Annotated in this window: 21 protein-coding genes; 12 read left to right on the forward strand and 9 right to left on the reverse strand. The window is 56.1% G+C overall.

The features are described 5' to 3' along the window. Positions 1–45 precede the first annotated feature (45 nt). Both HUO12_RS03695 and HUO12_RS03700 read left to right on the forward strand, forming a co-directional pair. Complete coding sequence (locus HUO12_RS03695; protein WP_176272318.1) at positions 46–705, forward strand: hypothetical protein; 660 nt, start codon at positions 46–48, stop codon at positions 703–705. Between the two features lie 48 nt (positions 706–753). Further along, a complete protein-coding gene (locus tag HUO12_RS03700; protein ID WP_176272319.1) occupies positions 754–1,218 on the forward strand; it encodes an EF-hand domain-containing protein in 465 nt (154 codons plus the stop codon). Between the two features lie 4 nt (positions 1,219–1,222). Here HUO12_RS03700 and trmFO read toward each other — a convergent pair whose 3' ends face one another. After that, positions 1,223–2,590, reverse strand: coding sequence for a methylenetetrahydrofolate--tRNA-(uracil(54)-C(5))-methyltransferase (FADH(2)-oxidizing) TrmFO (trmFO, locus tag HUO12_RS03705; protein ID WP_176272320.1), 1,368 nt, complete (start codon positions 2,588–2,590; stop codon positions 1,223–1,225). Positions 2,591–2,656: 66 nt separating this feature from the next. Here trmFO and HUO12_RS03710 point away from each other — a divergent pair, with 66 nt between their 5' ends. Continuing rightward, entirely contained in the window at positions 2,657–3,316 is a 660-nt protein-coding gene (locus HUO12_RS03710; protein ID WP_176272321.1) for a lysoplasmalogenase, read from the forward strand. Positions 3,317–3,333: 17 nt separating this feature from the next. On the opposite strand, the gene HUO12_RS03715 is transcribed toward HUO12_RS03710, so the two are convergent. Beyond that, a complete protein-coding gene (locus HUO12_RS03715; protein ID WP_176272322.1) occupies positions 3,334–4,719 on the reverse strand; it encodes a S41 family peptidase in 1,386 nt (461 codons plus the stop codon). 170 nt (positions 4,720–4,889) lie between these two features. After that, complete coding sequence (gyrA, locus tag HUO12_RS03720) at positions 4,890–7,682, reverse strand: DNA gyrase subunit A (RefSeq protein WP_176272323.1); 2,793 nt, start codon at positions 7,680–7,682, stop codon at positions 4,890–4,892. A 309-nt stretch (positions 7,683–7,991) separates the two neighbouring features. On the opposite strand from gyrA, the gene HUO12_RS03725 reads away from it, so the two are divergent. Continuing rightward, positions 7,992–9,347 carry a hypothetical protein gene (locus HUO12_RS03725; protein WP_176272324.1) on the forward strand — a complete coding sequence of 452 codons (1,356 nt, stop codon included), beginning with the start codon at positions 7,992–7,994 and terminating at the stop codon, positions 9,345–9,347. Positions 9,348–9,425: 78 nt separating this feature from the next. On the opposite strand, the gene HUO12_RS03730 is transcribed toward HUO12_RS03725, so the two are convergent. Genes HUO12_RS03730 through HUO12_RS03745 form a run of 4 tightly spaced genes read right to left on the reverse strand, consistent with a single transcriptional unit; the run spans position 9,426 to position 12,159 of the window. Then, positions 9,426–10,136: an NYN domain-containing protein gene (locus HUO12_RS03730; RefSeq protein WP_176272325.1), complete on the reverse strand. Its 711-nt coding sequence runs from the start codon at positions 10,134–10,136 to the stop codon at positions 9,426–9,428. Positions 10,137–10,189: 53 nt separating this feature from the next. Then, the gene (locus HUO12_RS03735) at positions 10,190–10,831 is read right to left on the reverse strand and encodes a carbonic anhydrase (protein ID WP_176272326.1); all 642 of its coding nucleotides are present in this window, start codon (positions 10,829–10,831) and stop codon (positions 10,190–10,192) included. 30 nt (positions 10,832–10,861) lie between these two features. After that, positions 10,862–11,170: a P-II family nitrogen regulator gene (locus HUO12_RS03740; RefSeq protein WP_176272327.1), complete on the reverse strand. Its 309-nt coding sequence runs from the start codon at positions 11,168–11,170 to the stop codon at positions 10,862–10,864. After that, positions 11,167–12,159, reverse strand: a complete 993-nt coding sequence (locus tag HUO12_RS03745) for a sodium-dependent bicarbonate transport family permease (protein ID WP_176272328.1) — start codon at positions 12,157–12,159, stop codon at positions 11,167–11,169. The genes HUO12_RS03740 and HUO12_RS03745 overlap by 4 nt, the downstream gene beginning before the upstream one ends. 81 nt (positions 12,160–12,240) lie before the next feature. Between HUO12_RS03745 and lipA the strand changes: the two genes are divergently transcribed. Together lipA and HUO12_RS03755 are read left to right on the forward strand one after the other, a co-directional pair. Next, on the forward strand, positions 12,241–13,194 hold the full coding sequence (lipA, locus tag HUO12_RS03750; RefSeq protein ID WP_176272329.1) for a lipoyl synthase: 954 nt from the start codon (positions 12,241–12,243) through the stop codon (positions 13,192–13,194). Continuing rightward, complete coding sequence (locus HUO12_RS03755; protein ID WP_176272330.1) at positions 13,194–13,655, forward strand: type II toxin-antitoxin system RatA family toxin; 462 nt, start codon at positions 13,194–13,196, stop codon at positions 13,653–13,655. Before lipA ends, HUO12_RS03755 begins: the two co-directional genes overlap by 1 nt. Here HUO12_RS03755 and HUO12_RS03760 read toward each other — a convergent pair. Together HUO12_RS03760 and HUO12_RS03765 are read right to left on the reverse strand one after the other, a co-directional pair. Beyond that, entirely contained in the window at positions 13,616–14,119 is a 504-nt protein-coding gene (locus HUO12_RS03760; RefSeq protein WP_176272331.1) for a CinA family protein, read from the reverse strand. The two genes, HUO12_RS03755 and HUO12_RS03760, sit on opposite strands and share 40 nt — an antisense overlap. A gap of 12 nt (positions 14,120–14,131) precedes the next feature. Continuing rightward, a complete protein-coding gene (locus tag HUO12_RS03765) occupies positions 14,132–15,283 on the reverse strand; it encodes a bifunctional 2-C-methyl-D-erythritol 4-phosphate cytidylyltransferase/2-C-methyl-D-erythritol 2,4-cyclodiphosphate synthase (protein ID WP_176272332.1) in 1,152 nt (383 codons plus the stop codon). 80 nt (positions 15,284–15,363) lie between these two features. Between HUO12_RS03765 and dusB the strand changes: the two genes are divergently transcribed. From dusB to hfq, 6 genes are all read left to right on the forward strand, one after another. Next, the gene (dusB, locus tag HUO12_RS03770; RefSeq protein WP_176272333.1) at positions 15,364–16,380 is read left to right on the forward strand and encodes a tRNA dihydrouridine synthase DusB; all 1,017 of its coding nucleotides are present in this window, start codon (positions 15,364–15,366) and stop codon (positions 16,378–16,380) included. After that, positions 16,377–17,468 carry a two-component system sensor histidine kinase NtrB gene (locus tag HUO12_RS03775; RefSeq protein ID WP_176272334.1) on the forward strand — a complete coding sequence of 364 codons (1,092 nt, stop codon included), beginning with the start codon at positions 16,377–16,379 and terminating at the stop codon, positions 17,466–17,468. The genes dusB and HUO12_RS03775 overlap by 4 nt, the downstream gene beginning before the upstream one ends. After that, complete coding sequence (locus tag HUO12_RS03780; RefSeq protein ID WP_176272335.1) at positions 17,465–18,877, forward strand: sigma-54-dependent transcriptional regulator; 1,413 nt, start codon at positions 17,465–17,467, stop codon at positions 18,875–18,877. The genes HUO12_RS03775 and HUO12_RS03780 overlap by 4 nt, the downstream gene beginning before the upstream one ends. A gap of 125 nt (positions 18,878–19,002) precedes the next feature. Then, positions 19,003–21,249 (forward strand): sensor histidine kinase, encoded by a 2,247-nt coding sequence (locus HUO12_RS03785; protein ID WP_176274274.1) that lies wholly within the window; start codon positions 19,003–19,005, stop codon positions 21,247–21,249. Between the two features lie 33 nt (positions 21,250–21,282). Next, the gene (ntrX, locus tag HUO12_RS03790; RefSeq protein ID WP_176272336.1) at positions 21,283–22,671 is read left to right on the forward strand and encodes a nitrogen assimilation response regulator NtrX; all 1,389 of its coding nucleotides are present in this window, start codon (positions 21,283–21,285) and stop codon (positions 22,669–22,671) included. 166 nt (positions 22,672–22,837) lie between these two features. Further along, entirely contained in the window at positions 22,838–23,374 is a 537-nt protein-coding gene (gene hfq, locus HUO12_RS03795; RefSeq protein ID WP_176272337.1) for an RNA chaperone Hfq, read from the forward strand. The last annotated feature ends 13 nt before the right edge of the window (positions 23,375–23,387 follow it).

Below are 23,387 nucleotides of genomic sequence, written 5' to 3' on the forward strand. Positions count from 1 at the left end.
TATTTCCTTGACAATCATGCGGAGGCACCGGTTTACGCCTCGCTAATGATCACAGCTTTTTCTGAAATGCTCTCGGACGAGCAAGGCTTGGCAATAGCGTACACGCCTACGGAATTGCGACCACAGATTGAAGCGTACTTTGCTCTCGACAAAAGGCTTTCTCAGATCGTCGCAAAAACCACTGAGCCTATGCTCGGACAGATGCGATTGGCGTGGTGGCGCGATGTCTTGAACCAACCAGTTGGTGCTCGTCCATCAGGGGATGAGGTGCTGGATGCAATTGGCATGCACTGGGCGGGTAATGAGACCGCGCTCGTTGCGCTAGTAGACGCATGGGAGATTCTCATCGTCGAAGAAAAACTCGGCGAGAAACCCATCCTGGCATTCGCGAGAGGACGTGCTGCGCCTTTTTCGGTTCTCGACATCTCGGCGGATGAGAATTCGAGGGAAGACATCGCTGACGCTGGCACCCTGTGGGCACTCATCGATGCTGCATCGCAAATCACTGATGCAAACGAGCGATCTGACTTCCTGGATGTAGCCAAAAAGCTCTCTTCAAAACCCAGTCGCCTGCCACGATCTATGCGAGGTCTGGCCGTGCTGCGTGCGCTTGCCATAAGAGCACTTGAGACTGGTTCGTTTCCCATGATGGATGGCCGCGGAGCTGCTTTGACTGCGCTGAGGGTCGGCCTTCTCGGACGCTAGCCTGCTGCAAGACTTGTCGCTATCGTGTCCGTAACAGGGGGGTTTGCGATGGGTCGGATGGTATTGGGCGTTTTTCTGGGACTTCTCATGGCCGGGGTTGGCCTTTCCTGGTGGCAGACGCGCGCTCAAGTCGAAGAGAACGCGCCGCCGCCACCTGACCCGATTGAGACGCCTGATCCCGAAGATCTGCCCATTACTGATCCGGCAGACATGACCGGACCTACGCCGCCTGAAGCAAGCGAGTTGACGAGAGAGCAGCGCCGCTTTTTCCGGTACGACCGCAATCGTGATTTGAAGATCACTCGCAATGAGATGCTCTCCACGCGCTCCGACGCATTCCGCAAGCTCGACAAGGACGGCAACAACCTTCTCACTTTCGAAGAGTGGGCGGTCACGACTGTCGAGCGCTTTGAAGGCGCTGATGCCAATGGCAATGGCGAGCTCACGCAGAGCGAATTTGCCACGACTGCTCGTCCTTCAACGCCCACACGGCGTCCGCGCTGCAACTGCTGAACGATTACGCAGGCACAGGCTCTCCCGCCGCGATCCATTCTGCCATGTCGGCCTTGGCGCGATTTGTGTAAGCTTCTTTTCGCTGCTTCTTGTGCACTTCGTGCAGAGGAGGGAAGAGGCCGAAGTTCACATTCATCGGCTGAAAGCTGTCGGCCTGCGCATCGCCGGTAATGTGTGCGAGCAGAGCGCCCATCGCCGTCGTACGCGGAATATCCCGCCATTCCCGGCCTGCGAGCTCACTCGCTGCCATAATACCCGCCATTAGGCCTACCGCTGCGCTTTCAACATAACCCTCGCAGCCCGTCACTTGTCCAGCAAAGCGGATATACGGCGCATTGTTCAGCCGCAATTGCCGGTCAAGCACGAGCGGTGAATTTAGGAATGTATTGCGATGGAGGCCGCCAAGACGCGCAAACTCCGCATTCTCCAGCCCCGGGATCGTGCGGAATAGCTCTATCTGAGCGCCGTATTTGAGCTTGGTCTGGAACCCGACCATGTTCCACAGCGTGCCAAGCTTGTTGTCCTGCCGAAGCTGTACGACCGCATAGGGCCAGCGTCCCTGCGGATGTTCTTCAGTAGTGTCGTAGGGGTTATCGAGACCAACGCCCTTCATCGGACCATAACGCAGCGTTTCAACGCCGCGCTCTGCCATCACCTCAATAGGCATGCAGCCGTCGAAATAAGGCGTGTCCTTTTCCCACTCCTTGAACTCGCCTTTCTCGCCTTCCATCAAGCCTTTATGGAACGCGAGGTACTGCTCCTTCGTCATCGGACAGTTGATGTAATCGCCATCTTCGTTCGACGCTTCTGTTCGTTTATTCCAGCGGCTCTGGATCCAGCACTTCGACATGTCGATGCTATCGCGATGGACGATAGGCGCGATCGCATCGAAGAACGCTAAGCGCTCTTCGCCCGTGGCTTGAACAATGCTTTGAGCGAGCGATTGGGCGGTAAGCGGACCTGTCGCTACAATCGTCATCCCGGAGGTGGGCAGGGCGTCCACGCGCTCGCGAACGATCGTAACGTTAGGATGCTCTTCTAGTGCTTTCTGCACTTCAGCCGAGAAAACATCGCGGTCGACGGCCATGGCGCTGCCCGCAGGCACTTGTGCCACGCCTCCAGCACGCATGATAAGACTATCGAGCATACGCATTTCATGGTGGAGCAATCCCACCGCGTTTTTCGTGTCGTCATCTGAACGGAAGGAATTCGAGCATACGAGCTCAGCCAGACCGTCAGTTTGGTGCGCGGGAGTCATCTCTCCGCTTCCGCGCATTTCGGAGAGGCGAACCTTGAAACCGCGTTGAGCCAGCTGCCAGGCTGCTTCTGAACCGGCGAGGCCGCCGCCGATAATGTGGATATCCTGTGCCATTGCTCGCGCAGTTAGGCTTGCGCTTGCCTCCCATCAAGCCCTAGCGGTGAAGAGAGGGAGCAATTCATGCCAAAACGCGCATTGATCGAACACCGTCCGTGGCTGCTGGTCAGCATTATTGCATCGGTCGCGTACTATTTGTTGGACCAGACCGACAGCCCGCTGGGCGAAATCTGGATCATGCTTGTGAAAGGGGCGGGCGTAGCTGCGCTGGCGATCTACGCGCTTGCGCGGGGGCCGGGCTCGTCGGCAAAGCATATCGCACTGGTTCTTGCACTTTGCGCCATCGCAGACATGGTTTTGGAGCTCTATTTTCAGTTCGGAGCCGGCATCTTCGCACTCGCGCATCTCGTTGCAATTGCGCTCTACATCAGGTTCCCGCGGCACCATTCCACCGGCAGCCAGAAAGCGCTTGCCGGTGCTTTGGCGATTGGCACGCCTTTTATCGCATGGCTGCTAACGAATGATATCTTTGCTGCCGCTTACGGACTAACGTTAGGTGCCATGGCTGCGGCCGCATGGATGAGCCGCTTTCCCCGCTACAGGGTTGGTATTGGGGCAGTGCTATTCGTCATCTCGGACATTTTGATCTTCGCACGAATGGGTATCGAGCCACCGCCTGCGCTCGCAAACCTGCTGATCTGGCCGCTCTATTATGTCGGCCAATTCATGATCGCGACCGGCGTCGTGCAGACGCTCCGTCACGAACTTTCGGAAGAAGATTAGAGAGCTGACCCCGACGGTCAGCTTTCTGCGGGCTCGGCTTTATCCCGCCGGATTCTTGAATCAAGTAGGTCCAGCGCTCGCTCACGCATCGTATCTGTCCGATCAAGCATATCTTTGAGCGAATAGGTAACGGTAATATCGGGTCGAACTTCTTCATCGATACTCAGCTGAGGCGCTTCTACCTCAAACACCATGCGTGAAATTCGATACTCGACCCCTTCATTCGATGAAGTGAAGGTTTCTTTCCCATCGTTCGTCGATTTGCCACCGCCAGAAGGTTCACCTACAATAGTGGCGATGTCATTGCTCTGCGCAACCGCGTAGAAATGTGAGACAGCAGACATTGTCCTTCCATCCGACATGATGAAGACTGTTCCTTTGAACTCTTCTCCAATGGGCTGCTGCTCGAGAAAAAGAGAATCAGGGCCTCGTGGATCGGAAGCTTCGGAAAAATAGGTGAATGGTTGGTCGGCCAAGTGCCGCAATATATAGCTGCCAGCTGCCCCTGATCCGCCACCTACACCACGCATATCAATCAAAAGGCCATCACGGTCGTTACTTTGCAAGTCCTCCATGACGCTCGCCCACCACTCAACAAACTGGGTCGCGCGATCGCCGCCGTAGTAATCAAGCCTATTGAGCGTTGCGATCCCCAGGTTACGTTGTTCATCCATTTCATAGCACAGCTCATCCTGGCATGGATCTAAAGGGCTGATGATGGGTTCAAAACTGAATTCGTCGAGTGGCGTTAGATCGATTGGTTCTGATTGTCCTCTTAGCGTCACGGCGTAAGCGGCCGGGAAACCAAGCGCGTAGGTAAGATAGGAGCTGGCCCAGTTATTCAGCTCTGGCTCCTTTAGGTTGGGCAGGTGGGCATCACTTCCCATTCGCGAAAAGATTGTGGCCTGGATTTCTGGCACCGGCAGGCCGTTGATACTGACGATCTCTTGGCCTTTCGCAACGCGATCGGCGTTCGTCATAGGGTCGAAAACGTATAGTCTACCGCGATAAAATCGTGTTTTTAGCGGGAACCGCTCGGACAACTCTATCTCGGCATCTTGTTGGTTGAAATACGGAAGGCCAGAGTGACCGCAACCGATGGATGCAATGACATGGCTCATGGCCCACAGAAAATCCGCACGTGTCGAAGCCGAGTTAAGCTTAGCAACTTCCCGCTCAACCAGGTCGTCAAAATCGGCCTCAGTCAACGTGCGAAAAGGTCGTGGATGCTCGGCTTTGATACGCGTGCCAAGCTCTCTTAAATCCGCATGATAGCCTGCGATCCGATTGCTCGCTTCGGCTTCTCCATTCTCAGGAATTGTTTGGGCGAATGCCGTCACTGGCATATTTATCACTGCTATTGTGAGCAGGCTCGCCCCAATCCCATTCTTAATGAAAGTCATTTGTCCCTCCGGCACCTTGCGATTACATCTGTAAATATAAAAGGACGGCCGCAAGGCATTCAGCCTTCTACCAACTACAAACATAGTCCGTCGAACAGCAGAGACTCGTTAGCGAAGGGAAACCAATAACTTAACTTCCAAATCCACCTGTCTCAGCAAGGACAAGAATTCTATTCCGGTGATGCTTCGCCAATGTCACCGTCTGATTGCGGTGTTGTATGCGGCGTCGTGACGTCATCGCCGCCGCGCTTATCGACCATTTCTTCAACCACGGCTTCTTCTGCTGCATCTTCGGGCGCTTCAGTCTCGTCAATGCGTACTGCGCTTACGATCGTTTCGCCCTTGGCGACATCGAACAACCGCACGCCGGCAGAGCCGCGTCCGATGACCCGCAAGCTATCCAGTCCAATGCGAATGAGCTTCGCCTGATCGGTGACTAGCATCAGCTGATCGGCCTTGTTCGCGGTAAAGCTCGCGACGACTTCACCATTGCGCTTGATATTGTCGATATTGGTGATGCCCATGCCTCCCCGACCAGCGCGGCGATACTCATAGGCTGAGGACAGCTTGCCATAGCCGTTCGCACAAACGGTGAGGATGAATTGCTCCTCATCCGCCATCTGCTGATGTTCATCAGAGAGGGTAGGGGCCTCATCCTCGGACTTCCACGGCGCAACCTTCAGATAGGCGTCGCGCTCATCTGGAGTTGCCGTCCCACCATGCAGGATGGACAGCGAAACAACCTCGTCGCCTTTTTCCTTGAACTTCATGCCGCGCACGCCGGTTGAAGTGCGCGAAGTAAACTCACGAACATCCTCTGCCGCAAAACGGATCGCCTTACCCATTTTCGTTGCTAACAGGACATCGTCGCCGGTTTCGAGCAAAGCCACACCGATAAGCTTATCTTCGCTCGCATCGTCGAACTTCATCGCAAACTTGCCGTTCGAGGGAATGTTAGTGAACGCGTCCATGCTGTTTCGTCGTACGCTTCCTTGCGCAGTCGCAAAGACCACACTGAGCGCCCCCCAGCTTTCTTCATCCTCGGGCAAAGGAAGAACGGTGCGGATCGCCTCGCCATCATCGAGCGAAGGCAGCATGTTGACAATTGGCCGCCCGCGTGTGGTTGGCCCGCCTTCAGGTAGCTTCCAGACCTTCAGACGGTACACCTTGCCGTGGGTGGAAAAGAACAGCACCGGATTGTGCGTCGAAGTGACGAACATCTCGCGCACGGCGTCTTCGTCTTTGGTGGCCATGCCAGCACGGCCTTTGCCCCCGCGGTTCTGGGCGCGGAATGTCGAGAGCGGTGTCCGCTTGATGTAACCGTCATGCGTGACCGTCACGACCATTTCGTCACGCTCGATCAGGTCTTCGTCGTCCAACCCGTCCCAGGCCGGCGCAATTTCCGAGACGCGCGGCGTCGCATAGGTTTCTCGGATTTCTTCGAGCTCTTCGCGCATGACACCATAGAGCTTCACGCGGTCGGCGAGGATCGAAAGGTATTCCGCAATCGCTTCGGCAAGTTCCTTAAGCTCGTCACCGATTTCATCGCGGCCGAGAGCCGTCAGGCGGTGCAGGCGCAGGTCAAGAATTGCTTTCACTTGACGTTCGGAAAGACGGTATGTCCCGCCAGTTTCATCAGCGTTTGGCTCGATTGCTTCGACCAGTGCGATATACTGCGCGATGTCGCCGATCGGCCATTCTTTCGCAAGCAGGCGTTCGCGAGCTGTGGCGGGGTTGGGCGCACCGCGAATGATCGCGACAACTTCGTCGAGGTTTGAAACTGCAACAACGAGACCAAGCAAGATATGCGCGCGGTCGCGGACCTTGTTAAGCTCGTATTTCGTCCGGCGCGTGATGACTTCTTCGCGGAAGGCAATGAAACTCTGGACTATGTCGCGCAGGGTGAGGACTTCTGGTCGACCACCACGGATCGCCAGCATATTGGCAGGAAAGCTCGATTGGGCCGGAGTGTAGCGCCAGATCTGGTTGAGGACGACTTCAGCAGATGCGTCGCGCTTGAGATCGACAACGACCCGAACGCCTTCGCGGCTGGACTCATCGCGAATGTCCGAAATCCCTTCAATCCGCTTGTCCTTGGCGGCTTCAGCGATTTTCTCAACCAATCCGGCCTTGCCAACTTGGAACGGGATTGAAGTGAGGATGATGCTCTCACGGTCGCCCCGTTTCGTCTCAATCTCGTGACGGCAACGTTGAAGGATGGAACCCCGCCCAGTTGTGTAGGCGGCCTTTGCACCGCTTGTGCCTAGGATAAGCGGAGCAGTCGGGAAATCAGGTCCAGGAATGTATTCGATCAGCTCTTCCGAAGTGATCTCCGGCTTGTCCATATACGCAAAGCAGCCATCAATCACCTCGCCTAGATTGTGTGGCGGGATATTGGTCGCCATCCCAACCGCGATCCCGCCCGCGCCATTGACGAGCAGATTGGGGAAGCGGGCAGGGAGTACCGATGGCTCCTGAATGCGGCCATCATAATTGTCGACGAAATCAACCGTGTCCTTGTCGAGATCATCGAGCAGCGTGTTGGATACGCGCGCAAGGCGGGCCTCTGTATAACGCATGCTGGCCGGGGGATCGGGGTCCATAGATCCAAAATTGCCCTGACCGTCGATCAGCGGAACACGCAAAGACCAATCCTGCGTCATACGGGCGAGGGCATCGTAAATCGCCGAGTCCCCATGAGGGTGGTAATCGCCCATCACGTCACCAACGATCTTGGCGCTTTTCACGTAAGGGCGCCCGGCGACAAAATTGCCTTGCTTACTTGCGAAAAGAATACGGCGGTGGACCGGTTTCAAGCCATCTCGCACGTCGGGCAGAGCACGGGCCACGATGACGCTCATCGCGTAATCGAGGTAGCTCGTCTTCATCTCATCGACGATGTCCACACGCTCGAATTCTTCAAGCGGTGCGGCGGGTGGCAATGTGTCGGTTTCGTCGCTCAAAATATGCCCAATTCTAGTTTGGTTCTTTGAGGCTTCAGAATAGGGCCTTTAGGTGCTGTCCGCCACTTGCGAATGGCTTAAGTGAGCCATTTTGGAGGCGTTATCCACACTCTCGCACCAGGCTGGATTTGAGCCGACAGATTGTGGCCAAATTGCGCTTTGCTGTGTGCGATATTCAATGACTGTTCAGACAGTTTTCTGTAGGATCAATTGCAAATGGCGGAGAGCCGGGCCAAAGCGCCTGCGCGCTCCTATTTCAAGCGCTTTAAGACTGCGCTTTGTATCAGTTCTGTCCAGGAGAGACTAAACATGCGTTCTAACGTACTTTCTAAGCGCAAGCCGGGTTCGGCCATGGCTTTGGCTATCGCTCTGGCATGCGGCACCGCTGTGGCTGCTGTTGGCCTTGCCGAGCCAGCATTCGCTCAGAAGAAGAAAAAGAAGAAAGGCGATGACGCCGAGTATTCCAAAGAATTCATCGCGGCATACAATCCATTGAACACCGCAATGAACGAGGGCGGCGCGGATATCGCTTCACTGCGCCCTCAGATTGATGCGCTCCTTGCCATGGCGAATTCTCCAGACGAGAGGCTCGCGACCGGAAATCTTGCCTACAACGCAGGCGCGCAGAGCAATGACCGCGGGCTACAGCTTGCAGGCATGGAAATGATGCTGTCGAGCAACAAGCTGACTATCGAGAATCAGCCGCAGTACAACTTTGTTGCTTATCAGCTTTCGAACGCGCTGGGTGATCAGGCCAAAGCGCGCACCTACCTCCAGAAGGCGATTGATCTCAATTTCAGCAATGAGCAGATCTCGCCGGATGAACTGCGCGCACAGATGGCTGAAAGCTATTTCCGTGAGGAGCGTCTGGTGGAAGGCTTGGCCTATCTCAAGGACGCCATCGAAGCGCGTGAAGCCACAGGCAGCGCGGCACCAGAAACCTGGTATCGTCGCGGCATGGTGACCGCCTACAACAATGAAATTCAGCCACAGGTTTATGACTTCACGGTCGGCTGGGTGAAGAATTATCCAAGTGACACCAACTGGCGCGACGCTGTGAATATTACGCGGAATCTAAACACCTTTGAGGCCGCTGAAATCCTCGATCTCATGCGTCTTGCTTTCAAGCTCGACACCATGAACAACAAACAGGATTACATTGAATATGTCGAGGCAGCGGATGCCCGTCGCCTGCCCAAGGAAGTGGCTGATGTGATTGAACACGGCTATTCAACTGGCCGCGCGAGCCGGGATGACATCTATCTTGCGGACTCGCTCTCTACCGCGAAGAACCGCATTGCCGCTGACCGGTCAGAACTGCCGTCACTGGAACGTGATGCGCGCGCAGCAAGCGCTGGCTTGCGGACGGTGGTCGCGGCGGGCGATGCTTTCCTGAACTACTCTGAATATGCAAAAGCGGAAGAGTTTTATGCGAAGGCACTGACAATGCCGGGTGTTGAAACCGCAGAGGTCGCAACACGTCTTGGCATTGCTCAGGCCAAGCAGGGCAAGAATGCTGATGCCGCTTCCACGTTCGCTCTTGTTGAAGGCAAGCGTAAGCCGATCGCTATGCTGTGGTCAGCTCATGTGTCTCAGCAGGCAACTCCTGCTGTCGCGGCACCCGCTCCGGCAGAGCCTGAAGCTGAACCGGCTACTGGAGGCTGAAGACACTAATCCAAGTCGTAAGAATGGCGCGGGACCTAACGGTTTCGCGCCATTTTTGTTTGGGCCGACGAGGCCTTCTCAGCGCAATCGCTTGACTAGGACCTGACCATCGCTGCGGCGCTCGACCGCGAAATTCGGAATGGTCTCCATCATGTCGATGAGCCTGCTGAACCCGTAATTCCGGGTATCGAAACTAGAGCGGTTGCCCGCTCGCTGACCCACTTCTGACAGCTTTGCGAAGCCGCTCTCATCGCGTCGGCTCGCATTATAGGCGTCAATCAGAAGATTGAGCAGTTCGTCATCCAGAACGCTCTCATTCTTGCTGTTCTGCTGATCCTCTTTTTCGGCCTTTATCAGGGCGTTCACATCAATGAAGCGGGTGCAAGCCTGCCGGAACGCTTCGGGTGTTTTCTGGCCGCCAAAGCCGTAAACCGGTACGCCATCCTGACGTATGCGCATTGCGAGCGGCATGAAATCACTGTCGGAACTCATGATGCCAAAGCCGTGGACGCGGCCGGAATAAAGCAGATCGATGGCATCGATCGTCATCTTCATGTCCGTCGCATTTTTGCCCTTGGTCAGATCAAACTGCTGCTGTGGTTCGATGCCATAGCGATGCATCAGTTCGATCCAGCCTTTGAGACTGGTCTTGCGCCAATTGCCATAGGCCCTGCGGATATTGACCTGTCCAAGTTCGGCCAGGACCGTCAGGACGGGGTCGAGGCCTGCTGGGCTTGCATTGTCTGAATCTATCAGGAGGGCGATATTGCGCGCGTCAAATTCACTCATGCGCATCTTGTGGCGGGGTAGGGAGGCGCTCGCAAGCGCTTAATTCCCCGATATCAATCTTCCGGCAGGAACTCGCCGGTGTCCTCATCAAGCGAGTAAAGGACACCTTCGGTGATGGAGAAGTGCGCGCCGCGAAGCTTCAGAGCGTCGGCGGCTTCTTTCTCAGCCACCCATGGGAAAGTTCGCAAATTGGCGAGGCTTTGCCGGATCGCAGCAAACTCCATGGCAAGCTCAGCTTTACGACCTTCAGTCCCATGTTTTCGAGCAACTGGTTCGCGCGCTTCGTTCAATAGTTCGATCCAATTGGCAATGAATGCGCCTTCACCATGTGGCTTGGCTTCAAAGCTCTGAGTGAGCGCGGCTTTGCAGCCACCACAGCGACCGTGACCCATGACTACGATTTGGCGCACTTCGAGCATTTGTACTGCAAATTCGACCGCTGCAGAAACGCCATGATAGCCCGGTGAAGTCTCAAATGGGGGAACAAGCGCAGCAACGTTGCGAACTACAAAAATGTCGCCTGGATCAACATCGAATATCTGCGCTGGATCCACCCGACTATCAGAGCAACCGATAATCATCAGCTTGGGATGCTGCCCCTCGCTAACGGTTTGCTCAAAACGGGCTTTCTGGCGCGGATAGGTTTCCTCGCGAAAGCGCTGATAACCTTTAAGAAGCTCTGCAAATTCAGGCATACTCGGCTCCCCTCAAAGCCAAATCGACGATCAGAAGCGCTCTCCGCGAATGACCTGGATGTCCCACATTGTCAGCAACAAGCCATGCGAACCAAGGATCGGGGCGAGATCTTCCGCCAAAGCCATCGCCTTGTCTTCCGGCGCGATGGTTAGCACGAAGGCCTTGTCCGTCCCCATGACACGTTCTTCACGCCACACGCCGTCGCGACCTTTGCCGGAGGTGACCGGGGTTACGGTCCAGCCTGTAATGCCCGCTTTGTCGATTGCCTGCGTAACGCGTTTCACTTGCGCTGTGTCAGCAAGAATTTCGATGCGCTTGCGCGTAACCGTCTCAATCATGGTCCAACCCCTCCCGATCCGGTTACAGCGCTTGCGAGCACGCTAATCAAGCCGATATTGATGAGGATGTTGAACGGGAACGTGATCGACAGCGACATGGTGAGGTAAATACCGGGGTCCGCCTCAGGTAGTGCGAGCCGCATGGCCGCCGGCACAGCGATGTAACTCGCGCTTGCGCACAGCACGCCGAGCGCTGCAACTGATCCCACGTCAAGCCCGATTGCCGCACCAAGCAATGTACCGGCCGCTCCGTTTGCCAAGGGGAGGGCGATCGCGATTGTCGCCAACCGCCAAGTGACGGCGCGCGCATCCATAATCCTGCGCGCTGCAATCAGACCCATATCCAGCAAGAAGAGACATAGGACGCCCTTGAACCCGGCTTCGAAGAATGGAGTGACTTCAGCAAAACCATCTTCACCAGCAATCATTCCGATCGCGAAAGCTCCGAGCAGCAGAACGACTGAGGCATTGAAAAACACCTCGTGCAGCATCTCGCCCGTGTTCTGCCCGCCTTTGTCTTTGTTCGCGCCGAGCCCGCGCGCGAGCAGAAGACCGGACAAGATCGCGGGCGTCTCCATCGCAGCCATCACAGCGACCATGTAACCGCCAGGAGGCTTGTTCTGCGCTTCCAGGATCTCCACGGCTGTAACAAACGTAACGACGCTGACTGAGCCATAGTGCGCGGCAACGGCGCCCGCATTGATCCTGTCGAGCTTCCCGAAGCTTTTCAGGACCAAATACGCGATGAATGGGATCAGGAAGCTCGCTGCAATGCCTGCCGCCAATGCAGAAAGTACATACGTGTCGATCCCCGATTTCGAAACGGCAACGCCGCCTTTAAGGCCTATCGCTGCCATCAGGTAAAGCGACATGCCTTTCGCAATCGCTTCCGGGATCGCCAGGTCGGATTTTGCAAAAGCTGCAAGCAGGCCAAGCACAAAGAACAACACCACCGGCGAAGTGAATGTTTGTAGGGTCGCTGCATCCATGGACTTGCGGTTAGCTATGCATACCAATGTCGGCAAGTGGAACCATTGCGCCGTGCACAGGCATTGCCTAAATGGGCTGTCATGAACGACCTCTCCTCAAGCCCGAAGAGCGACAGCCCGCGCCAGCCACGTCAGCGCAAGCCTGACTGGATTCGCGTCAAAGCGCCTGTGAGCCAAGGCTATAATGAAACGCGCAAACTTATGCGCGAGCTCAATCTCAACACGGTTTGCGAGGAAGCTGCGTGTCCCAATATTGGTGAATGCTGGACTAAGAAGCATGCGACGGTGATGATCCTTGGGGATGTCTGCACGCGAGCCTGTGCGTTCTGCAACGTCAAGACAGGCATGCCGCGCAAGGTGGATCCTCTTGAGCCGGAGCACACAGCCATTGCTGCGGCCAAGATGGGTCTAGAGCATATCGTCATCACCAGCGTTGATCGCGATGATTTGCCTGATGGCGGGGCGGGGCAGTTTGTCAAAGTGATAGAAGCGCTGCGCCGCACTACGCCCAACACGACCATTGAAATCCTCACTCCCGACTTCCGCGGTAAAATGCGTCCCGCGGTCGAGGCGATTTGTGAAGCAGGGCCAGATGTTTACAACCATAACCTCGAAACAGTGCCGCGTCTCTATCCGACGATCCGGCCGGGCGCGCGTTATTACGCGTCACTGCGTCTGTTGGAAGAAGTCAAAAATCACGATCCCATGATCTTCACCAAGTCCGGCATTATGTTGGGGTTGGGTGAGCAGCGTCTCGAAGTGCACCAGGTGATGGACGATATGCGCAGCGCGGAAGTCGATTTCATCACCATGGGTCAGTATCTCCAGCCAACGCCGAAGCATGCGACGGTTGAAGAGTTTGTCACACCGCAAGCGTTCAACGCTTATGGATCGATTGCGCGGGCCAAGGGTTTCCTACAAGTCGCCTCAAGTCCGCTAACGCGTTCAAGCTATCACGCAGGCGATGACTTTGCGGAGATGAAGGCCGCTCGAGCCGAGAAACTCGCCAAACAAAAGGCAAAACAGAGCCAGTAATGCCAGGTATTCGTGAGACCCGGAAACTCCCTTACAGCGCTGAACAGATGTTCGATCTCGTCGCTGACGTAGGGCGGTATGCGGAGTTTCTGCCTTGGGTTGTGGCGACCCGTGTGCGATCAGATACCGAGACTGAAATGGTCGCGGATATGGTTGTCGGCTTCAAAAGCTTGCGAGAGAAATTCACGAGCCGCGTCACCAAGGATCGTGCCCGCGAGATTGACGTACACTATGTAGACGGGCCGCTTCGGGACCTCGACAATACCTGGATATTTCGTCCGACAGACGATGGTGGATGCGAGATCGACTTCACGGTCGATTTCACATTCAAAAACAAGATGTTCGAAGCGCTTGCTGGACAATATTTTGACCGTGCGTTCCGCAAAATGGTTGCCGCTTTTGAAGCGCGCGCAGCCGAGCTCTACGGCAGCAATAGTTCGAGCGCGCAAATCGTCGCCTGAGAACGGATTTCAGCACGGTTCTTGCCGTCGAAATGCTTGAGTTCGCCTTCGGGCTCACCTTCGCTATCACGGGTTACACGCGCAAAAACCACAGTGCCCACCGGCTTCAGGTCGGTGCCGCCTCCTGGCCCTGCGACACCGCTGATCGCTACAGCGACGTCAGCATTGCTGCGGTCGAGCGCGCCTTTGGCCATCGCCCAAACGCAAGCGATGGAAACCGCGCCGAATGTCTCGATGATGTCCTGAGCGACACCTAGAGACTCCATCTTGGCTTCGTTGGAATAGGTCACAAAGCCGCGGTCCAGAACGGCTGAAGAGCCGGCTACCTCCGTTAACGCTGCCGCCACAAGACCGCCGGTGCAGCTTTCTGCCAAAGCGACTTTGCGACCTGCCGCCACGTTTGCCACGATCACCCGCTTGGCCAGTGTGCTGAGATCGTCGGGAAGGATTGTGCCTGTTTCCATAAATCCAGTGCCTCAATGCGCCTGAAGGCCAACCATGGCCTGCGCTGCGATACCTTCTCCGCGCCCGGTAAAGCCAAGCCGCTCGGTCGTCGTTGCCTTGATACTGACCTGCGATAACTCAACGCCCACAAGTTCCGCCAGTTTCACGCGCATGGCGTCCCGATGCGGGCCGATCTTGGGCGCTTCGCAGATAATGGTGAGATCGATATTGCTAATTGCGTAGCCAGCTTCGCCAACCAGTTTGGCCGCATGTTGAAGGAAAAGCGGGGAGGGCGCGCCTTTCCATTGCGGATCGCTGGGCGGAAAATGGGTACCAATATCACCATCGCCAATCGCGCCGAGCAGCGCGTCCACCACTGCATGGAGCGCCACATCCGCGTCCGAGTGCCCGGAGAGCCCTTTGTCATGCGGAATATGAACGCCGCAAAGCCAGAGTTCCTCGCCTTGGGCCAACCGGTGCACATCAAAGCCTTGTCCGACGCGAAATGCTGCGGGTGTTGATCCCATAAAGTCCTCTGCGAATGTGATCTTCTTAAGCCGCTCGTCCCCAGCCACAAGCGCTATAGAGCCGCCATGCGCTGCAAGCACCTGAGCATCATCTCCGGCGTTCGGCTCGCCTCCCCACGCGCGATGCGCCGCAAGAATGTCAGGAAAGCGGAAGGCTTGCGGTGTCTGTACCCGCTTGAGCGTGTCACGATCGGCACTGCCAGCCATCACGCCGTTTTTCGACACCGCCAGACTGTCGACGACGGGTAGGACAGGAATAGCCCCAGAATTCTGTTCAATCCCGCCGAGTAAACGCTCGACGACTTCACGGGGCAGATCAGGCCGCGCCGCATCGTGAATGAGAACATGCTTTGGATTAGTCTGAGCCAAAGCATCCAAAGCATTGCGTACAGATTGCTGCCGCGTTTCGCCGCCGGTAACGAGAGTGAAATCAGAAAGACCCTCAAGCGCTTCCCGAGCAAGCTGGTCCGCACTTTCAGCGATTGCGACGCATATCTCCCTGGCGCCATGATCAAGCAGCGCTTCGACTGAATGCTTGAGCAAGGGCTTGCCACGCCAATTCCGGAATTGCTTAGGCGTTTCCCCTCCGGCTCGAAGGCCTTTACCAGCGGCAACGATAATCGCTGCGAAAGGGGGCAGGGGAGCGTTCTGAGCCATAGCGCGCTCGCGCTTAGGGGCTGGACGCGTAGCATGCAATCCACTATGCGCCTGCCCAAATTTTAGGCAATGCTTTGAGAATGACCAAACTTCCCGCTCCTCCGGTTTTGAAACCGATCGATATCGGCCCTGTCCGAATTGATGATCCTGTGCTGCTTGCGCCGATGACTGGCGTAACGGACATGCCGTTTCGCACGCTTGTGCGGCGCTATGGCTCAGGCCTCAACGTCACGGAGATGATCGCAAGCGAAGCCGCGATCCGCGAGACGCGCCAGTCCATCCAGAAAGCAGCCTGGGACAAGACGGAAGAGCCTGTGTCCATGCAGCTGGTCGGGTGTGATCCTGATTCCATGTCGGAAGCGGCGAAGCTTCAGGAAGGCAATGGCGCAGCAATCATCGACATCAATTTTGGCTGCCCGGTCCGTAAGGTCGTTGGCCAGTATGCTGGGTCAGCTCTGATGCGCGAAGTACCGCTCGCGACCAAGCTAATGGAAGCGACCGTCAAAGCCGTCGATGTGCCCGTCACAGTGAAGATGCGGATGGGTTGGGACCATCAAAGCCTCAACGCTCCTGAAATGGCGCGCATCGCAGAGGATCTCGGCGTCAAGATGATCACAGTTCACGGACGGACCCGCAACCAGATGTATAAAGGAAGCGCTGACTGGTCCTTTATCCGCAAGGTCAAGGAAGCTGTCTCCATCCCGGTGATCGTGAACGGTGACATTTGCACGATCGAAGATGCGGCGACCGCGCTTGAGCAATCGGGTGCTGATGGCCTGATGATTGGCCGTGGTGCATACGGGAAACCATGGCTGCTGGGCCAAGTGATGCATTGGTGGCGCACCGGCGAACTCCGCGAGACTCCCAGTTTCGACGAACAATATGAAACGCTTGTCGAGCACTATAACGGCATGCTTGAGCATTACGGTCGCAATGTCGGCACGAAGATCGCTCGCAAGCACTTGGGCTGGTATACCAAGGGCATGCATGGCTCCGCGGAGTTTCGTCACAAAGCCAATTTCATCGATGATCCGGATGAAGTGCTTGGCGAAGTTGAACGTTTTTACGAGCCTTTCCTGCATCGCAGGGCTGCATGACATCTGTTGACACCAAACCCAGCTATGCAGCGCAAATCGAAGGGCTCATTTTTGCTCTGCTGCTGATTGATGAGAGAGGCTGTGTGGTGGAGATGAACCACGCCGCTGAGAACTTACTTAGTCGCAGTGCGAAGCGCTCAACAGGTAAGCCCTTTCAGGACGTGGTCGATGTGGCAGATGCGCGCGTAATTGAACATCTAGAAAAGCCCGATGCCGCTCTGGTTGCGCGCAATATTGGTTTGCTTGTCGATGGTCAGGAGAAGCGCGTCAATGTAACCTTCTCTCCGATGGCGGGTGACGAAGGCTGGCGTGTCGTGACGCTGTCAGAGGCCGGACGCGACACAGAAAACTCAGGGGACATGGCTGCGGGAGAGATGATCGGTGCTCCCGCTATTCTCGCGCATGAAATCAAGAACCCGCTGGCTGCAATCCGCGCCGGCGCTCAGCTCGCCAGTCGCCGTCTACCTGACGAAGACCAGAAGCTTGCGCGAATGATCACTGCGGAAGTTGACCGCATTGCAAGCCTGATCGACCGCATGCAAGCCTTGGGCAAAACCACGCCGGTCGAAGTTGCTCCATGCAATCCGCACGAAGCAATTCGCGCAGCGGTGGGCACGGTGCGCACAGGCAATACTGGCGGGGTGGAGATTCGCGAGGAATTCGATCCGTCCTTGCCCCCGGTTCTCGCAAGCCAGGACTCGCTCGAACAAGTACTGATCAACCTGATTTCCAACGCCTGCGATGCCGCTTCGGATGTCGAAAGCCCGCTTGTGACTGTGCGCACACGCTTTGTAAGCGGGCTGGTGTTTAGCGCGGTACGGCTTGGGCGACGCGTAAAGCTGCCAATCGAAATAACCATCACTGACAACGGGCAGGGAATCCCGGCGAGCTTGCGCGATCATGTGTTCGAACCTTTCGTGACTTCGAAGAAATCGGGCCAGGGTTTGGGATTAGCGCTTGTGCGAAAACTCGTTCGGGACATGGATGGGCGGATTGGGTACAACCGCGACGAACGCAGCGGCAAGACCCATTTCCGCATTCATCTTCCGATGGCGACGACGCAAAAAGTGGAAGGAGTTAACGCGTGAACGGGCGGGTGCTCCTTGTCGAAGATGACACTGCCATCGCAACAGTGATTACGGCGGCGTTGGAGGATGAAGGCGTTGCGGTCTCGCATTGTGAGAGCATTTCCGGGCGCAATCGTTTGCTGGAAGCCGAACAATTCGATGCGTTGCTGACAGACGTCATCCTCGAAGATGGCGACGGGATTGCGACCCTCGGAGCGGTCCGCGAACGCGCACCGGACATGCCAGTCATCATCCTGTCGGCCCAGAACACCTTGGATACGGCAGTCCGCGCGAGCGAGAACCTCGCGTTTGAATACTTCCCGAAGCCGTTTGACCTGGATGAGCTCGTGCGAGCTGTGCGCCAGGCAGTCGGACAAAGATCCGGCTCGGTTTCCGATTCCGCGCTCGACAATGACGGCATGCCGCTGGTGGGACGAAGCCCGGCCATGCAAGGCGTCTACCGGATGATCACGCGCGTTTTGCGCAATGATCTTACGGTTCTGGTCACAGGTGAATCGGGTACAGGCAAGGAACTGGTCGCCGAAGCGATACATCAGCTTGGTGCGCGCAAGTCGGGGCCGCTGGTTGCGGTCAATACTGCAGCGATCCCCCACGACCTCATTGAAAGCGAGCTTTTCGGCCATGAGAAAGGCGCTTTCACCGGCGCTATCACTCAATCGATCGGCAAGTTTGAACAAGCCAATGGTGGAACGCTCTTCTTGGACGAGATCGGCGATATGCCTGCAGAGGCCCAGACGCGTTTGCTGCGGGCCCTGCAGTCCGGTCGCATTCGTCGGGTAGGGGGCAGGCAAGAGATTGCAGTTGACGTCCGCATCATCGCCGCAACTAATCGCAATCTAGGGCCAATGATCGCGGCAGGGACATTCCGAGAGGACCTCTATTACCGTTTGAATGTTGTTCCCATTGCGCTTCCCCCGCTCCGTGAAAGGCGAGAAGATGTAGAAGTCCTTTCGCGTCACTTCCTGCAAGCTGCAGTGGAGGAAGGCTTGCCGCGAAGGCAACTTTCGGCGGATGCGATCAAGGCTCTTGAAGCAAGGTCATGGCGCGGCAATGTGCGCGAATTGCGCAACGTCATCTATCGACTGGCACTCATGGCGCGTGAAGATGTTGTGGATGCGCAATCGATCAACGAAATCATCGGGAATGAGCAGGATGCTGCTCCCGATGTAACGCCTGCCGGTTTCGAAGCGGCAGTGCTGGACTGGCTTGCGATTAACAATCCACCCGCTGGTGAGCTCTATCACGAGGCTCTTGCTGCATTCGAGAAGCCTCTCATCCAGCATGCTTTGTCTCAAACAGCCGGCAATCAGCTGCGTGCAGCAAGGCTTCTCGGCATCAACCGTAACACACTCCGCAAGCGGATTAGTGATCTGAGCATTCGGCCAGAGGAATTCAGTCCGCGCGATTAAATAGCGGCGTTTTGGTTCGACGCAGGGTCATCTGAGCAATGCTTGCGGTGAACCGAGCCAATGTGTTGGAAATGTCACAGAAAGCGCTTGCATCTGTGCAACACATGCGTGGTATTATGGCCACGATGGAAGCGCAGAGCATTCTTGATCCAACACGCGAAAGGGGGACTCGGCGTGCTCCGCGTCTTTGGCGTCAATTTGTCGTAGCTTCTCAGCGCGCCAATATCTTTCGCTGGATCGAGATATTCTGCGTCGTCGGAGTTTTGGCGGGAATAATCGGAACATGGTGGCTTTTCACAAGCGCGCCGCCTGATGGACAACTGCTACCCACGTCTCAGGTTGCCAGTTTGTTGGTGGCGACGCTTATTCCAGCAATGCTTATGCTGGTTCTCATTGGCCGCAGGATTGCCTTGAAGCGAGCGGCCGGCAGCACAGCACGCCTGCACGTGCGTCTGGTGTTTCTCTTTTCCCTTATCGCTGCTGTGCCGACTTTGCTCGTATCAGGTTTTGCTGCTGTTCTGTTCCAGTCAGGGGTAGATTTCTGGTTCTCTGACAACTCCCGCGGTTTGATGGAAAACGCAAGGCAACTTGCAGACAGTTACTACGAGCAAAACCAACTCGAGGTAGGGCAGGAGACTGTCACGATGGCCGGAGATGTTCGGTTTTATCTCCAACGCGGTTCGCTCAGTGATGACAATTTCGCTGATTTTTATGCTTTCCAGGCGCAAGCGCGCGAGATTTCCGAAAGTGCAATTCTCCAGCGCATGGAGGACGGCTCACTCAGAACAGCTGCGATCCTTAATCTGCTGGAAGACGCTCAGCCACAGGCCTTTCTGGATCAAGCGCTCGTCCAACTTGATCAGGGCGAGTTTGTTGCAGTTGAGGGAACGCCGGAGAGGATTGCTGCGCTTGCGCCGATTGATCTTAGTAGCGGTATTTACCTCTATAATGCACGCAATCCTGAAGCTTCCTCGTTCAACTCATGGCAGCAGGCCCAGTCGATTACTTCAGCCTATGACAGCCTGACGCAGCGCGCCCGCGCATGGCAGTTCAGATTCAATTTGGCCTTGTTTGTCGTGAGTCTCGCGCTCGTTGGTATCGCTGTGTGGTTTGCGCTGCGCTTTGCCGACCGGCAAGTCGAGCCTTTGACCGATCTGGTGGCAGCGGCACGCAAGGTGGGTGCGGGCAATTTCTCATTGCGCGTAGAGGGGCGGACCGGCGGGGACGAAATTGGGCTCCTGAACCGTGCCTTTAACCGGATGACGTCACAACTGGAAAAGCAGACCGATGATCTGGTCCAGGCGAACCATCAGATCGATGATCGCAGGGCCTTCATGGAAGCTGTGCTGGAATCAGTGACAGCAGGCGTCATCTCAGTCGATGAAACCGGCCATGTTCAACTTATGAACTCGTCCGCCCAAAACCTTCTTTTTGAAGAGATCCCGGAAGATCCGTCAGGAGCAATGTTGCCTGAACTCTCCCCTCAAGTTGCGGCATTGGTAGAGAGCGGCGTCTCCAGCGGCATTGTAACGCACACTAAAGGCGAAGAGCTTCTTACGCTCGCGGTCAAAATTGCACCTGAGAAAGGCGGACATGTCATCACCTTTGAAGACATTACCCGCCAATTGCTTGACCAACGTCAGGCTGCGTGGAGCGATGTTGCGAGGCGCATTGCACACGAGATCAAGAACCCGCTCACGCCGATCCAGCTCGCAACCGAGCGCTTGAAACGGCGCTATCGCCGCCAGATTGAGAGCGATGGTGAGTTGTTCGACGAGCTCACGAGCACGATCGTACGGCAGGTGAGCGGCCTTAGGCAAATGGTCGATGAGTTCTCGAGCTTTGCGAGGCTGCCAAAGCCGAATTTTCGCAAAGAAGACGCTCTGGATTTGGTTCGCCAAGCGCTCTTTTTGCAGGAAGTCGCCCATCCGCAAATCGACTTTGCCTTAAATGTGGACGAACTTGAAAGCGGCATTATCAGCGCTGACCGGCATCAGCTTGGCCAAGCGATGACGAACATCCTAAAGAACGCCGTCGAGGCAGTGGAGGCCCGCGCGGCCAATGCTGAACCCGATTATCGAGGACGCATCGGTGTTGAAATGGCCTCTAACAAGACAATGCTGAGAGTCTGCGTAAGCGACAATGGCATTGGCCTGCCGAACGAGCGCGAGCGGATCACTGAGCCTTATATGACCACTCGCGAGCGAGGTACCGGTCTTGGCCTAGCGATTGTTCACAAGATTGTAGACGAACATGGCGGAGACCTCAGTTTCTCAGCTGTCGAAGGCGGAGGAACACGTGTCACGCTGCGCGTTGCGCGTGACCCCCTCGCCAAGGAAGAACCAGGCAAAACAGGGTCGTCGGGGATGTGATGACAATGAATTTCGTAAAGGAACAGGCCTGATATGGCACTCGATATTCTGATCGTTGATGATGAACGCGACATCCGCGAGCTTGTCTCCGGCGTGTTGAGCGATGAAGGTTATGATTGCCGAACCGCCGCAGACAGCACCAGCGCATTGAAAGCCATTGATGAGCGCCGACCCAGCCTCGTGCTGCTCGACGTTTGGCTGCACGGAAGCGAGATGGACGGCCTGGAAGTGCTTGACGCAATCAAGGCCCGTGAGCCCGAGCTGCCAGTGATCATTTTCTCGGGCCACGGAAACATCGATACTGCTGTCTCCGCGGTCAGCCGGGGTGCAATGGACTTTATTGAAAAGCCATTCGAGGCGGAGCGACTCCTGTTGTTAGTTGAGCGTGCTACAGAAACAGAGCGCTTGCGGCGCGAGAATTCGCGACTGCGTGAAGGCTTCGCGCGCGGCGAGGAATTCACTGGTAACTCAAGTGTCATCAACGCCGTTCGAGCGACTCTTAAGCGTGTTGCCAACACCGGAAGCCGCGTTCTCATCACTGGCCCCGCAGGCGCGGGCAAGGAAGTTGCCGCGCGATTGCTGCACAGTTGGAGCACACGGCCCGATGGCACGTTTGTCATTGTCAATTCGGCCCGCATTACGCCTGAACGGTTCGAGCAGGAGCTCTTCGGCGAAGAGTCCGATGGAAAACTGGTTCGCGCAGGCCTGCTTGAACTCGCTGATGGTGGGACGCTTTACTTGGATGAAGTGGCGGATATGCCGCTTTCAACGCAAGCGCGGATCTTGCGTGTGCTGACCGACCAAAGTTTTGTGAGGGTAGGGGGCTCGCGGCAAATCGGAGTTGACGTGAGAGTGGTGTCTTCAACGACACGTGATCTTGCAAAGGAAATGGAGGAGAAACGCTTTCGCGAGGACCTCTTCTACCGGCTCAATGTCGTACCTGTGACCGTTCCATCGCTTGCCGAGCGTAGGGACGACATTCCCGCATTGGTCGAACATTTTTTCACGCGTTACTCGGCCGAGCAAGGCATCACGGCCCCCGCAATCAGCGAAGAGGCCATGGCGGCGTTGCAAGCCTATGACTGGCCTGGCAATGTCCGGCAACTGCGGAACGTCGTCGAACGGACTATCATCATGAGCCCTCGCGATGATTTGCAAACAATCGAAGCGGACATGCTCCCGGTTGAAGTCACCGGAAGCGAACCTGACTCGTCCGAGACAGGGATGACCAACATGATGGGGGTGCCGCTGAGAGAGGCACGCGAGAGCTTTGAACGGGAATATCTCACGATCCAGATCCGTCGCTTCTCTGGTAACATCTCCAAAACTGCGAACTTTATCGGAATGGAGCGCTCGGCGCTTCATCGGAAGTTGAAGTTGCTCGGCATGTCGGAGCGCAAAACAACCGATAAGAAGGACTAAGAAAACTTCAGCGATTGCAGAAAAAGCAATAAGTGCTTTCGTATTCACTTGAACATTTGCGTCACACTCGCGTAACAATACTCATCTTTGTTGGCCCTCAGGGTCGGCCAACGCCGCCACGTGGACCGTAACAAGCGGCCGCCAATAAAGAACTCGGAGACTGACCATGTCTAATGGGCGAACCCTCTCAGCACGCCCAGCTGACGCTGAAACAAAGGGTGGCGACAGCCGCCCGGCAAACCTGCAAGATGCGTTTCTCAACCTGCTGCGCAAGAACCGCACACCGGTGACCATGTTCCTTGTGAAAGGCGTTAAGCTTCAAGGCATCGTCACTTGGTTTGACAACTTCTCGATCCTGTTGCGGCGAGACGGGCAGTCACAGCTGGTCTACAAACACGCCATCTCGACGATCATGCCGGGGCAGCCAATTGATGCAGCCCAGTTCGAAAGCCAGCAAGGAAACCGCAAGCAGCGCTTGTTGCAAGATGTGTTCCTCTCCCGCGTAAGCGAGGCCGGCGTCGAGGTCACGATGTTCCTCGTGAACGGGGTGATGCTTCAAGGGCGCATCGCAGCGTATGACCTCTTCTGCACAATGCTTGAACGCGACGGCTTCGTTCAGCTCGCTTACAAACATGCTGTATCGACGATCCAACCCGCCTCTCCGGTCGATCTGACGGACGGCGACGAAAGCGACAGCGACTGAGTTTCGACGACGA

Origin of the sequence: Altererythrobacter lutimaris (assembly GCF_013371495.1) — a bacterium.
GTDB lineage: Bacteria > Pseudomonadota > Alphaproteobacteria > Sphingomonadales > Sphingomonadaceae > Erythrobacter > Erythrobacter lutimaris_A.